We start from the raw sequence: 13,306 nt of genomic DNA on the forward strand, positions 1-13,306 counted from the left end.
TCATGAGTCCCGAAAAGTTTTCCTTCGTCATACTCCATTACAATTCCATTGACGATACCTACCAATGTGTAGAATCCATCGAAAACCATTGCCAAAACATCGATTACCGGATTTATATCGTAGATAACGCATCTCCCAATCATTCGGGAAAACTGCTTTTGGAAAAATACGAAGGGAAAGAAAGAATCCGCATCATTTTAAGCGATGAAAACGTCGGTTTTGCAAAAGGCAACAACTTAGGGATTTCGCAAGCATTAAAAGACGGCTACGCAGATTTTGTAACGGTCCTAAACAACGATACAAAAATCATCCAGGACAACTTTTGCGAAGGACTTCAGACTCAATTTGAAAAATCAAATTTCGCAGTTCTTGGCCCAACGATATACACACCTCTAGGAAAGACCTCCATCAATCCCGGTCGCAAGCACATTCTGCAAGGCAGTGAACTAGACTCCTGGGAAAATTTCTACAGCAAAGGTTTATCGTTCTTGAAGGAAAGAAATTTTTTCAAGCTTAAAGTTCTACAAAAGCAAATGGGACTAAAACGTCGTCTCCGTTCCATGTTCCGCGCAAAATTCAAGTATACAGAAAACTGCGTTTTACATGGTTGCTGTTTAGTCCTTTCAAAAAAATTCTTTGAAAAGTTTAGCGGATTTGATTCCAGGACATTCCTCTACTTTGAAGAAGAAATTCTTTACGCCCATGTCATAAAATCGGGACTAAAAACGGTCTACGCACCGGAAATTGAAATTTGGCACAAAGAGGACGGAGCGACAGATTCTGTTTTCAAGGAGAATATAGAAAAAACCACTTTTTTATATGAAAATATTCTGAAAAGCATTCGCATTTACAAGGATGTCCTTAAAAACAAATAAGAACCAATGACAAACGAGAATTCATCAAAAAAGAGTATTGCCCAAAATACAGTATTTTTGTATTTCCGAATGATTTTTTTAATGGGAATACAGTTATATACCGTTCCATTCGTTTTAAAGGGTTTAGGAATTGAATGCTATGGAATCTATAATGTTGTTGGGGGAATTGTTACATTATTTACGTTTTTAGGCAATTCGCTAGCTTCAGGATCTCAAAGATTTATCGCCTATGCCATAGGGAAAAATGACTTTGCATTACAAAAGCATGTGTTCAACACAACCGTAACAATTTATCACCTATTAGCGCTAGGTGCTTTAATCATTTTAGACCCTATTTGTGTATGGTTTTTAAATAACAAAATGGTCATTTCTTCCTCATATATATTTGCAGCAAATATCGTATTGCAGTTGTCGTTTCTGTCCTTTTTTGTTAATTTGATTTCTATTCCCTATAATGCAGCAATCATCGCGCATGAAAAAATGTCTATATACGCTTATGTAAGTATTTTAGAGGGTTTGGGGAAATTAATTGCGGCAATTTTTCTAAGCTATATTCAAAACAACGTATTAATCATTTATGCAATTATGATTTTTGCAATAAGTATTTCTATACGAATAATTTATCGTATTTACTGCAATAGAAATTTTCCAGAATGCGCCAATATCCATTTCTGCCTAGCACAAGATGTAAGAAAACAATTAATAAGTTATTTGAGTTGGAATATAATAGGTTCTCTAGCCAATATACTAAAACAACAAGGATTAAACATTGTAATGAATTTATTTTTTGGACCTATACTAAATGCCGCTCATTCCATTGCAAACCAAATTCAAACATTTCTCAATCAATTCATAAATAATATCTATATAGCATCTCGGCCTCAATTAACTAAAAGCTATGCAAAAGGCAACAAAACAGAAATGTGGACAATAATGGATTTTAGTAGCAAAATAACCTTTTTTTTATTAAGCATAATAGCTATCCCAATTTTAGTTGATGGGGAAATTTTTCTGAAATTATGGTTGCATGACATTCCTGCATATACATATATAATTTTAAAATTACTTATTTTTTCCCTTTTATTAGAAGCTCTAGCCAATCCAATCATAGGCGTATTTCAAGCTCAAAACAAAATCAAAAAATATCAATTATTTTCTAGCACAATTTTACTTTTAATCGTACCATTTAGTTATTTTATATTAAAATATTATTCCCTATCGCCTTTAACACCTTATTTTTTTACAGCAATCGCATCTTTCATTTTTTCCATTTCTGTTCTAATTATAGCGAAAACAGAACTTTCAATGGATGTAAAAAACTATTTAAAAAAAATCATTTTAAAAGAAGTCGGTCTTTTTATAGTAGTATGGTTCATAATCCACAGATATGCATCCCTTTTTGAAGAATCCATTGGACGTGCAATAGGATCAGTCATCTTGACTTTTGTTATCTTTTTACCGTTCATTTGGTTTATTGGATTAAGTAAATTAGAACGAAATACAATAAGAGATTTTATAAAAAAAAGGATTACACATGAAAGCACCTAAAATAATTGCCGAAGTCGGTTGCAATCATAAAGGCGATATGAACATAGCCAGGGAGCTCATCATGACAGCAGCAACATACTGCAAAGTTGATGTCGTGAAGTTTCAAAAACGTTGCAACAAAGAATTATTGACTCCTGAAGAATACAACGCCCCTCATCCGCATCCAGAAAATTCCTATGGTCCAACATATGGAGCTCATCGTGAATTTTTGGAATTTACCTTAGATCAACACAAACAATTACAAGCTTGGTGTAACGAATATGGAGTGGAGTACTCTACTTCTGTTTGGGACGTAACTTCCGCTAAGGAAATTACAACTTTGCAGCCGAAACTTATTAAGATTCCGTCCGCATGCAATCTAAATAAGCCCATGCTTCAATATCTTTGTGATAATTTCGGCGGTGAAATTCATCTTTCCTTCGGCATGACAACCAAGGAAGAAGAAGAAGAAATCGTCAGCTTCTTCGAACAGAACAAGCGTGCAAAAGACGTCGTTCTTTATAACTGCACTTCGGGGTATCCGGTTCCATTTGAAGACATCTGCTTGCTTGAATTAACTCGCATGCGCAAGCAATATGCAGATCGAGTAAAGGCAATCGGTTTTTCAGGCCATCATCTTGGCATTGCAGTCGATTCTGCCGCAGTAGCACTTGGAGCTGAATGGATTGAACGTCATTACACTCTTGACAGAACATGGAAAGGAACGGACCACGCGGCCTCCCTTGAACCAGATGGTGTCCGAAAACTAGCCCGAGATTGCCGAGCCGTAGCAAAGGCACTCACATACAAGCAAAAAGATGTTTTAGACATCGAAATGATTCAACGCAACAAGCTCAAAAAAAACCAAGTAAAAGGTTTCTAAGAAGGCTTTTATGGTAACAGCATTTATTCCCGTCCGCGGTGGCAGCAAGTCCATTCCATTAAAAAACATTAAATTATTTTGTGGAAAGCCGCTTGTTTGCTGGAACATCGAGGCTCTTGAAAATTGTAACGAAATAGACGAAATTATCGTGGCAACAGATTCCGATAAAATTGAAGAAACTGTTGTTTCACGCAATTACAAGAAAACAAAAATCTATCGACGTTCAGCAGAGAATGCCTGTGACACTGCAAGTACGGAAAGTGTGATGTTGGAATATATCGCTTATGCCAAATTGCCAGAATCCCAAGTTTTTATGCTGGTTCAGGCAACATCGCCTTTGACGCAAACACAGCATTTTTCGGACGCAATGAAATTGTACAAATCTGGGAAATACGATTCCATTTTAACCTGCGTTCGTAATTACAGGTTCTTTTGGAATGCTGATGGAACCAGTATGAACTACGATTACAAAAATCGTCCGCGCCGTCAGAACTTTGATGGAATGTTGATGGAAAATGGAGCTTTCTACATAAATACCGTGAAGAACATCCTTGCTAGCGGCAATCGACTTTCTGGAAAAATTGGAATCTATGAAATGCCTGAATATACGGCTACAGAAATCGATGAACCCGACGATTGGATTATCCTTGAAAAGCTCATGTACAAACATGTTCTGTCCTCCAAAATATCGGACATTAAGAAGATAAAACTGTTTCTAACAGATGTTGATGGCACACTTACAGATGGAAGCATGTATTATTCCGAAAATGGTGACGAATTAAAAAAATTCAACACCCGTGACGGTCTGGGCATCCGTCTTTTACGAGAAGCCGGAATAAAAGTAGGAATCATCACATCTGAAAATACAAAAATTGTAGAAAATAGAGCAAAAAAACTGAACGCCGATTATTTATTTCAGGGAAAAATAGACGGAGGCAAGTTAGCCATCGCTCAAGAAATATGCCAAAAAGAAGGCATTTCCTTGAATGAAGTTGCCTATATCGGCGATGATGTAAACTGCATAGAATTGTTGAAATCAGTTGGTCTTGCGGCTTGCCCTGCAGACGCTCAGGATTTAGTCAAAAAAGTCCCAAACATCCATGTAATGCAAAAAAAGGGTGGAGAAGGTTGTGTACGAGAATGGGCTGAAAGGATTTTAAAGTAATGAGAAAAGATGACTTAGGCGTAAAATCATTCAAGTATTTAATACAAATTCTACAAAATAATCCAAATATTGGCTATATAGCAAGAGCAATTACACCATGGCATGCGATTGGAGTAGATTCAGCCATAAGCAATTTACAAGAAAAGCATAATTCCATTCAAGGAATATCTCTGATAACGCCACACAGTAAGACCGGGTTCTGTTGTGATGAAACTATTTTCACCAATAATAGCAATTACAAATTTCGAATAAATCCATATAATCACGGATTGAATAAAATTAAACTGTTTTTTTTATTCTACATTTTTTTATTAAGCAACTTCTTGAAGCGTAAAAAAAAAGATGTTTTTATAATAGGATCAACGCCAGATCCTCTTCTCGCTATTTTGGCATTCAAGTATTTACCCAATAGGCACATAAAATTTTTACTCATTGATGACGGTGCAGCCAAATATATGGGTACATTACATCCAGAAAAGCCCTCAAAAGGTATCATAAATCATCTTAAATATTTTCATTTCGCCTATATGGGGAATGTATTTATTACAAACCATTTAGACGTTGATTCATTTTGTTTTCTAAAAAAATATCAAGACGAATGGATAAAGAACGATGAAATCCTTCCCTACTATCGTCAGACATTAAAAAAACTAAGTAAAAATGTAAAAATACAAAGCATATTTCCCCAAAAAACTTTTGTAATATGCACCACAGCTTGGAATCGTGAACAAATTCTAAATAATGAAGACTTAAAACAATTAAAAATGGTTTGTTCAATTCTACACAATCACGGATTCAACTTATTATTAAAGCCCCATCCGAGAGACTCATTTTTCATACAGCACAAAGATGATTTATATTGTTCGTTATTAAATGCTGATTCAACAGCAATGGAAGTTATTTGTGAAAAATATAGATTTCAAGGAATAATTAGTTTTTCTAGTACAATTTTGGTTACTGCCAAAATACTTTTTAACATTCCGACATTTAACATTTCAGAATTATTAAATCAGTCAAACATAAGCAAATTTTACCTAAACGAAATTGATTCATTTAAAAAAACATTTAAACAATCAACTTATTTTGTAAAAAACTTGGCTGATTTTGAATCTATCGTAAAAAAAAGTAGCACATCCATTTCAAAACAGCATTCAAAAGAAACATAACAAGGCAAATCTAAATTCAACTATAAAAAAAGCATTTTTCGTAAAAAATTAAAGGATTCATACAAGGCATAATCACGCCGTTTGGCCTAATGAAAAGATTCCAGTTTTTTTCTAAATTTCCACACATGGCAGAAAAAAAGAAAATCCTCGTAATGGTCGCAAGCCCAAAGAATGAACGCAGTGGCACTCTCATCCCGACGAAGGCTTTTGTCGAAGGGCTGGAGCAGAACGGCGACTACGAGACCGAGTACATTTTCATTGACAGAATGAACATCAAGCCGTGTCGCGGTTGCCTCAGTTGCTGGGGGCGCGAGGACGGTTCGTGCTTTATGAAGGACGACGACGTGCCGATGATCCGCGAAAAGCTCATCAATTCGGATATTGTCATCTGGAGTTTTCCGCTGTTCCTGTTCAGCATTCCTGGGCAGATGAAGGTCCTGATGGACCGCATCGTGGGCATGGTCCACCCCTACATGGGCCAAAAGCTCAAGGAAGGCGCCAATGCGATGAATTCGCACTTGCACGGGCTGCAGTTCCAGAAAGAAGGGCAGAAGATTATTTTGCTTTCGAGCTGCGCCTGGATGGACATCGACGTAGTTTATGAACCTATCCGCAAGCAGTTCGACATCATACTTGGGCATGAGGGCTACACGCTTATTGCCTGTCCGCAGATGCGTGCGCTCGACCACCGTGGCGGTCCGCGTCGTTTGAATATGCTCCGAGAAAAGTACCGCAAGGGCGGTGCCGAACTAGCTACGACGGGAAAGCTCTCTCAAGAAGCAATCGACATGATGCAGAAGCCGATTTTCAGCGAAGACGCTTACGTGACGCTCGTGACTGAATTCGTGACGCATATGTTCGATAGAGACGATAATTTCTAGCGCCTTCGGCGAGTTACTAGTTAATAGTTATTAGTTACTAGAAATTTGTTAAAAGACGCGACTTTGCCGCATGTGTCATGCCCCGCTCCGACGTCTTTGACTACTTGCAGCTATGCTGCTTAGTAGTCATGATCCGCGTATGGGGAGGGCATTTCCTTTTTCGTAAAACAGAAAATACAGAAAAACCCTGGCAGATGCCAGGGTTTTCCGTAAAAGCAAAATCGCAGATTAGCGCTTGCTGAACTGGAAGTGCTTACGAGCCTTCTTGCGGCCGAACTTCTTACGTTCAACGGCACGTGCGTCACGAGTCATGAGGCCTTCCTTCTTGAGAGCCGGCTTCACTTCAGCGTCGTTAGCAACGAGTGCGCGGGAGATGCCGAGACGGACAGCGCCCATCTGGCCAGCGATGCCACCGCCACGAGCGGTAACTTCGACGTCCCATTCTTCAGCGTTGCCAAGGATGGCGAACGGAAGATTTGCAATCATGTCCTGCACTTCAGAATGGAAGTATTCCTTGAAATCACGACCATTGATTGTGCGCTTGCCGGAACCCGGCTTCAGAATCACAGCGGCGATGGCGTTCTTGCGACGGCCAGTGCCGCGGTAGATCTTCTTATTCTTTGCTGTAGCCATAGTTTTCTCCGTTCTAAATTAAAGTTCTACGACTTCGGGTTTCTGGGCAGCGAACGGATGTTCGGCACCTGCAAAAATCTTGAGCTTCTTGATCATCTTGTGGCCAAGAGCGCTGTGCGGGAGCATGCCCCAAATGGCAGCTTCGAGCGGAGCAGTCGGGTTCTTTGCCAAGAGGTCAGCAAAGTTGATCCAACGTTCACCGGCGATGTGGCCAGTGTGGTGGAAATACTGCTTCTGGAGAGCCTTGTTGCCAGAAACGGCAACCTTTTCAGCGTTGATAACAACCACGAAGTCGCCAGTGTCGACGTTCGGGGAATAGATGGCCTTGTGCTTGCCCATGAGGAGACGAGCAACTTCGCTTGCAACGCGTCCCATCGGCTTGTCAGCTGCATCCACAAGCTTCCACTTGCGGGAGACAGTCTTCGGGTTTACCGTAATGGTCTTCATGTAAATCCTCTAGTGAGTGAAATTCCGGGGCAAAGGCGCCCCGAGAAAAGCAGAGTAAATTTAGATGATTTTCTGCAAGGGTTCAAGGGTAAAAAGGTGTAATTTTTGAAAAAAGTAGTATTTTCGTGGGTTAAGCATTCTATCAATTGACATAATTACATCAATTGGTATAGTATTTTGGTTGTTAGTCAATGGTCTTTGGTCATTAGTTAGTAGAGTTTAGAGATCCTTCGACTCCGCTCAGGATGACACGTCCCTACCTTAGAACGAATGTATTAATGGCGACCCCGGATAAATCCGGGGTGACAATTGGGCATCACAAAGCCTCATCCTACTGCTTACTTTTCTCCTTGCGCATGGAGGCGAGCGCCTTGGACTTGCGGCGGGCGGTTTCCTGGAGGTTCACAGCCACATCAAACTCATCGACGATTTCACGGCCGAGGATTTCTTCGAGAACGTCTTCGAGGCTCGCGATGCCGGCAATGGCACCGAATTCATCCACAACACCCACCATGTGGCCGCGCTGTTTGAGGAATCGGAGTAAAAGTTTGTCCGTCATGAGGCTGTCGGGCACAAGCTGCATCGGGCGCATGAGCTGGCGCAGTTTCACATCGCGTTTGCCTTCGGCTAAAAGATTGTACGCATCGCGGCGGAGCACAATGCCTATCCAATTGTCTTTTTTCTTGTCGTAAAGCGGCACACGCGAAAACGGCCAGTTTCCGCGCTCGTCAAGAGTCTCGCCTATCGTACTGTCGGCGGGGAGCGTAAACACAACCTGCCGCGGAGTCATCACACGGCGCACCGGGAGCGACTTGAGCGAAAGGATGTTCTTGATGACAAGTGCCTGCTGGCGGTCAATCACATCTTCACGCAACCCGAGACTCACAAGGCTGTTGATGTCCTCGATGCTCACGTCCTTCTTTTCTTTGTCTTCGTGCGTCCAGTGCTTGGTAAGCGTGAGGCAAAGCCAGATGATTCCCGTCCAGCTGAGGATTTTCGTGATGTAGTAAAACGGTACAGCCACGAGCGGCGCGCAGACTTTCGCCTGTTTGACGCCGAGCGTCTTGGGAGTGATTTCGCCAAAGAGCAAAATGAGAATCGTGAGTATCACCGGCAAGAGCATCGCCGCCGAAGGCGACAAGCGCTTTACCGCCAAGGCCGTCGCTAGTGACGCGCCCACAGTATTTGCAACCGTATTCACCACAAGCACCGAGGCTATGTAACGGTCGATATTATCCTTCACGTGCTTCAGGTAACGTGCAGTAAATTTCTTTTGGCGTTCCAAGACTTCTACCGTCGAAGGCGGGACACTGTAGAACGAGGCTTCGGTCACAGAGCAGAACGCCGAAGCACCAAGACAAGCAAGAACAGTAATTACAATTTCGAACATAATTTATTTCATCAACCCCGGTTCTATCGCCCAGAACTGGGTGCGCTCCATGTCACGAATAAAGTTTCCAAACGATTTCGTGTTCATAAACGGCACCACAAAAGAATCCTCGGTATTCAATTGCATCAGTTCAATTTCCGTAGAGTTCGGGATATCGGCAAGCTTGCGAACTTCGTCAAGAGCGTCGTCAAACCCACCCAAGCCATGCACAAGCCCAGCCTCTTTCGCCTTCCAGCCGACCATCACACGACCGCCGCCGTACACAGAATCCACCACAGCTTGGTCTATCCCGGTCGCCTGCGAAACTACGCCCGTAAAGCGATTGTAGAAGTCATCCATGTATTCCTGGAGCGCCGCCTTTTCGGTATCCGTCCACGGGCGTGCAAAAGAGCGTGCATCTGAATAATCATTCGTCTTGACCGGTTCATTGCGCAGTCCGACTTTTTGCATCAAGCCCGAAGCGTCAATCTTACCACCATAAATCCCAATGCTTCCCACAATGGCGAAGGGTTCTGCAATTATCTTATCTGCACCACAAGCAATGTAATAGGCGCCCGACGTTCCAGAACTTCCGATACTTGCCACAATCGGGATGTCAAAACGCTTCAAGTTCTTGAGCGCACCCCAGATCTTATCGGACGCAATGGCGCTTCCGCCCGGAGAACTAATCCGCACCAGCAAAGCCTTCACGCCCATGCCAGGAAGTCGATGCAAGTTATCAAGCACAGATTCTTCCATGCGGGAATCAATCATACCATTGATGTTCAACAAAGCCACTTTTGTGCGGTGATTCCAACGTTCGTCAAAGATCTTGGTATTCGACGGAGCCCAAGTCCTAAAGCCCGCATACGGAGCATCGATATCGAAGAACGTCTTTAGCGCATACGCAGGCACCTGATCAATATAAAGCAATGTATCAGCAAGCCCCACCTTCTTGGCGCCAAGGGCAGTAATTACAGGCTTTTGCGCGAGCTCGTCCAATTTTTCTGTATTTACCGACGCAGTTCCAAATTTCATGCGACCAGCAACACGCATACGGACAAGTTCCCAAATATCCTTGTAAAGCGTTTCGATATTTTCGCGGGCATTCACCGACATGGAGTCAGCGGTGTAAGGTTCCACTGCCGACTTGTACGCACCATGGCGCAGGAATTCCACCTTGATGCCTAATTTATCCAAAAGCCCCTTGTAAAACGTAATTCCGCCACCAAGACCAAGCCAAGTAAAATACGCCGAAGGCTCCACCACAATGCGGTCCACATTCGCAGCCGCCATAAGCACTGCCGGGCGCACGTCATCCATGTAAGCGATCACGAAGCCGCCACGAGCCTTGAGCTTTTTCACGTAACGGTTGATTTCTTCGGATATAGCCAAGTTGCCACTATAGCCAGAAAAATCAAGAACCACAAGCCCTGCCGCCGGATCGCGCAACAGATGTTCGAATAAATTGCGAACCTTCATGAGGCCGATAGAAGATGGAGCAAAGAACAAGAACTTCTTTTCGACTTCGGAAACTTCCATGTTAAGCGGCACACGCACAATCTGCGCCGAACGCGATGCACGAGGATTACGTGATGTATGGAAACCGATGCTACCGCCTTTAGGCAAAAAGTCATCAAAAATTTCCAATGAAGCATCAGCATGCCCGCCAAGCGATACCGAAAGCGTAAACGTGTATTCATTATCATCGCCAGAAATCGGCATCTTGAATCCAAAGCGATACCCGTATAGCGAAAGTTCCAGAAGCAGACGATGTTCCTTCCAGTCTTCGACATCGTAACTTGCATTAAAGAAATCGCCCAGACGAAGTGTTGCACCAGCGTTGTGCACACGCTCCATTGATGTGGGGCCCAGATATAGCAAGTTATCGCAAGAATAGCCTAACGAAAGCATGCTGAACGGGCGAATCAAAATGCCCGGAGAATACGTCCATTCCGTTCCCTTAAAATCAGCACTGCGAAACGCCGTAACGCGTCCACCCAAAAACGCGCTGCGGTCAAAAAGCGGAAAGCTATGCGTCAAGTTCCAACGGGATTCATCCATTCCCTTATCGTTAAAGCGATACTCGAAACCCGCTCCAACGCGGTCCAAGTTACCGCCCACGCGAAATTCCGTAATGCCATCGTCAAACTGGTACGAAGCTAGAGCCCCCTTGGAATCCAAAGCCGAGAGCCCAGCCGGATTCCCGAAAACACCGTGCGCCCCATCGAGCGAAACAAAACGCGATTCACCCGGCAGGTAAGCGAAAGCCATCGCAGAAAGCGCGGTAATCGCAACAGCAAATGCTGAAAATGGAAAATTTTCTTTCTTCATCATAAATATTTTAGTAAATTTAAAAGAAGGTGGAATTTGGGAAAGGAATAAACCATGAAAAACACAGCCCATCTTGTTTTTATCCTTTCGTTTTTGCTTGTTTCCTGCGGGGATGATTCCGGCAGTTCCGCAGATGATTCCGAAAAAAAAATCAATACAACCATTTCAGGAATGGCGCAGTGGCCCTTTGAAGAAGGAACTATAGTTTCTATTTATGAACTTGACGAAAATTTCGAAAAGACAGGCATCAATTACGAAACCAAAATTAAAAACGATTCAGGCGAATACTCAGAGAACATAAAAAAAATCCAATCACAATACGCTTTACTTAAAGCGTACGGTTATTACAGCAACCTCGTTACCGGAGAACAGGCAAAAGATAAATTAACACTATATGCCCTTGCAGACTTAAGCGAAAGCGACAAATTAAATATCAATCTGCTTACACATCTAGCTCATAAGCGCACATTATACCTTATCTCAGCAAAAAACAAATCTTTGAAAGATGCAAAAAAGCAAGCAGAAAAAGAACTTTTAAAACCGTTCGGAATCAAGGAAATAAATGATGACGAAAGTACAGCACTGCTTGCCTTATCCATATTGCTGCAGGGAACCTTTCCCGAAGAAAATATAAACGACCGCTTAACGAACTATAAAAACGATATCGAGAAAGACGGCATTTGTAATGATAGTAAAACAGCGACTCAAATTGCCGATTGGGCATACCAGCAAAATCTAGATTCTGGCCTTACGAAAATTCGAAGCAACATTGAAAAACAAAAAAAATACACCGATATTCCTGCATTCGAAAAATACGTGGACGGTTTCTGGCAAGCCAATTACGGACTTGGAAGCTGCACAGACAAACAAAAAAACGAAATCAGAAAAAACACAAATTCAGAAAGCAATTTCTCAGACCTATATTTCATTTGCAAATCCAAAAAATGGAGAGAGGCCACAAAAAAAGAAAAAGATTCATATTATTGGCCTGACTCTTTAGACAACATCAAGGCGAAAGAAGGAGATGCCTATTGGAGCAAAATAGACTCAACAGTCTGTTACATCCATGAAGACAAATCGTGGCATAAAAGCGACATAAGCAATTGTACTCTTGGTTTACAAACATGCACAAAACAGCGAGTAAGGGATATTGATACCACATCTAATGGGAACTGGTATGTTTGCGATGGAGAACAGTGGTTGCATTGGAACAGTTTCGAAATAGACCCCAAAGACTCCAAATGGAAAACATCCATCAAAAACGAAAAAGACACTTTAGGCTGGAAGAAAGCAGAACAAGGAACAACCCGCAAAGGCAGTAAGACCGATATCATTTACATTTTTGACAAAAACGCATGGAGACTCGCAACGATACCCGAAGCAACACTTGGCGGATGTACCAAGGAAATCGAAGATTCCCTCGGTTATGTGGAAATACGAAAAGGGCAAGAATTTATCGACCCCGTTGCCATCAGTTGCAAACAAGAAAAATCCATCAAATATCCGGATGGTTTAAAATGTCCAAAACCAACCAACAGCCCCAATAGCTACTATGATTGTTCCTACATAGATTGTTCTACATCATTATTTGAAAACGGCTACTATCGTTGCAATGACGAACAATGGCATAGAGTAGATGACTGCACTATTGAACTAATAAAATTAAATGAAGGTAAACCAGGCAAAGATGGCGACAGCCATTGGGGAACCACATGCCCGTCCAGATGTTATGTATTCGAGAATGATTCCAACAATTCAACTCATGGGAAATGGCGTGTAGGTGATTTAACAGAATGCGCTTTAGGCTTGGGAGGATGTACCAAAAGTCGTGACGGAATGAAAAAAACTGGACTAAGTGCAACGAAATACTATGGTTGCCAAATCGATGTTTTTTGTTTCCAAGACCTAACAGTATATGAAAAAAGCGAAACACAATATGTCTGTAGAAGCACAGTCGTTTCCGACTTTCCCCATGAATGGCAAGAAACGCAATCTAGAAACATAAAAAGCAACAGAAGCGAGTAAA

At 42.1% G+C, this 13,306-nt stretch carries 11 protein-coding genes; 7 read left to right on the top strand and 4 right to left on the bottom strand.

Annotated features, from left to right (window positions below):
- Positions 1-2 precede the first annotated feature (2 nt).
- From BUC30_RS04235 to BUC30_RS04260, 6 genes are all read left to right on the top strand, one after another.
- Complete coding sequence (locus tag BUC30_RS04235; RefSeq protein WP_073423670.1) at positions 3-875, top strand: glycosyltransferase; 873 nt, start codon at positions 3-5, stop codon at positions 873-875.
- 6 nt (positions 876-881) lie between these two features.
- Positions 882-2,423 (top strand): lipopolysaccharide biosynthesis protein, encoded by a 1,542-nt coding sequence (locus BUC30_RS04240; RefSeq protein ID WP_073423671.1) that lies wholly within the window; start codon positions 882-884, stop codon positions 2,421-2,423.
- Positions 2,410-3,285, top strand: a complete 876-nt coding sequence (locus BUC30_RS04245; protein ID WP_073423672.1) for an N-acetylneuraminate synthase family protein — start codon at positions 2,410-2,412, stop codon at positions 3,283-3,285. The genes BUC30_RS04240 and BUC30_RS04245 overlap by 14 nt, the downstream gene beginning before the upstream one ends.
- Before the next feature lie 10 nt (positions 3,286-3,295).
- The gene (locus BUC30_RS04250; RefSeq protein ID WP_073423673.1) at positions 3,296-4,450 is read left to right on the top strand and encodes an acylneuraminate cytidylyltransferase; all 1,155 of its coding nucleotides are present in this window, start codon (positions 3,296-3,298) and stop codon (positions 4,448-4,450) included.
- Positions 4,450-5,616: a polysialyltransferase family glycosyltransferase gene (locus tag BUC30_RS04255; protein WP_073423674.1), complete on the top strand. Its 1,167-nt coding sequence runs from the start codon at positions 4,450-4,452 to the stop codon at positions 5,614-5,616. The genes BUC30_RS04250 and BUC30_RS04255 overlap by 1 nt, the downstream gene beginning before the upstream one ends.
- A 125-nt stretch (positions 5,617-5,741) precedes the next feature.
- Positions 5,742-6,497: a flavodoxin family protein gene (locus BUC30_RS04260; protein ID WP_073423675.1), complete on the top strand. Its 756-nt coding sequence runs from the start codon at positions 5,742-5,744 to the stop codon at positions 6,495-6,497.
- Positions 6,498-6,725: 228 nt separating this feature from the next.
- Here BUC30_RS04260 and rpsI read toward each other — a convergent pair whose 3' ends face one another.
- From rpsI to sppA, 4 genes are all read right to left on the bottom strand, one after another.
- On the bottom strand, positions 6,726-7,130 hold the full coding sequence (gene rpsI / locus BUC30_RS04265; protein WP_014545713.1) for a 30S ribosomal protein S9: 405 nt from the start codon (positions 7,128-7,130) through the stop codon (positions 6,726-6,728).
- 18 nt (positions 7,131-7,148) lie between these two features.
- Positions 7,149-7,577 carry a 50S ribosomal protein L13 gene (rplM, locus tag BUC30_RS04270; RefSeq protein WP_014545714.1) on the bottom strand — a complete coding sequence of 143 codons (429 nt, stop codon included), beginning with the start codon at positions 7,575-7,577 and terminating at the stop codon, positions 7,149-7,151.
- A 331-nt stretch (positions 7,578-7,908) separates the two neighbouring features.
- Positions 7,909-8,967, bottom strand: a complete 1,059-nt coding sequence (locus tag BUC30_RS04275; RefSeq protein WP_073423676.1) for a hemolysin family protein — start codon at positions 8,965-8,967, stop codon at positions 7,909-7,911.
- A gap of 3 nt (positions 8,968-8,970) precedes the next feature.
- Positions 8,971-11,283 (bottom strand): signal peptide peptidase SppA, encoded by a 2,313-nt coding sequence (gene sppA / locus BUC30_RS04280; protein ID WP_244536474.1) that lies wholly within the window; start codon positions 11,281-11,283, stop codon positions 8,971-8,973.
- Positions 11,284-11,334: 51 nt separating this feature from the next.
- Here sppA and BUC30_RS04285 point away from each other — a divergent pair, with 51 nt between their 5' ends.
- Positions 11,335-13,305: a hypothetical protein gene (locus BUC30_RS04285; RefSeq protein ID WP_073423677.1), complete on the top strand. Its 1,971-nt coding sequence runs from the start codon at positions 11,335-11,337 to the stop codon at positions 13,303-13,305.
- Position 13,306: the final 1 nt, after the last annotated feature.

It is taken from the genome of Fibrobacter sp. UWB7, from assembly GCF_900142945.1.
GTDB lineage: Bacteria > Fibrobacterota > Fibrobacteria > Fibrobacterales > Fibrobacteraceae > Fibrobacter.

What these genes read in the sequence shown, in the direction of transcription:
- BUC30_RS04235 (WP_073423670.1), top strand. Translation starts at nt 3, where the DNA reads ATGAGTCCCGAAAAGTTTTCCTTCGTCATACTCCATTACAATTCCATT.
- BUC30_RS04240 (WP_073423671.1), top strand. Translation starts at nt 882, where the DNA reads ATGACAAACGAGAATTCATCAAAAAAGAGTATTGCCCAAAATACAGTA.
- BUC30_RS04245 (WP_073423672.1), top strand. Translation starts at nt 2,410, where the DNA reads ATGAAAGCACCTAAAATAATTGCCGAAGTCGGTTGCAATCATAAAGGC.
- BUC30_RS04250 (WP_073423673.1), top strand. Translation starts at nt 3,296, where the DNA reads ATGGTAACAGCATTTATTCCCGTCCGCGGTGGCAGCAAGTCCATTCCA.
- BUC30_RS04255 (WP_073423674.1), top strand. Translation starts at nt 4,450, where the DNA reads ATGAGAAAAGATGACTTAGGCGTAAAATCATTCAAGTATTTAATACAA.
- BUC30_RS04260 (WP_073423675.1), top strand. Translation starts at nt 5,742, where the DNA reads ATGGCAGAAAAAAAGAAAATCCTCGTAATGGTCGCAAGCCCAAAGAAT.
- rpsI (WP_014545713.1), bottom strand. Translation starts at nt 7,130, where the DNA reads ATGGCTACAGCAAAGAATAAGAAGATCTACCGCGGCACTGGCCGTCGC.
- rplM (WP_014545714.1), bottom strand. Translation starts at nt 7,577, where the DNA reads ATGAAGACCATTACGGTAAACCCGAAGACTGTCTCCCGCAAGTGGAAG.
- BUC30_RS04275 (WP_073423676.1), bottom strand. Translation starts at nt 8,967, where the DNA reads ATGTTCGAAATTGTAATTACTGTTCTTGCTTGTCTTGGTGCTTCGGCG.
- sppA (WP_244536474.1), bottom strand. Translation starts at nt 11,283, where the DNA reads ATGATGAAGAAAGAAAATTTTCCATTTTCAGCATTTGCTGTTGCGATT.
- BUC30_RS04285 (WP_073423677.1), top strand. Translation starts at nt 11,335, where the DNA reads ATGAAAAACACAGCCCATCTTGTTTTTATCCTTTCGTTTTTGCTTGTT.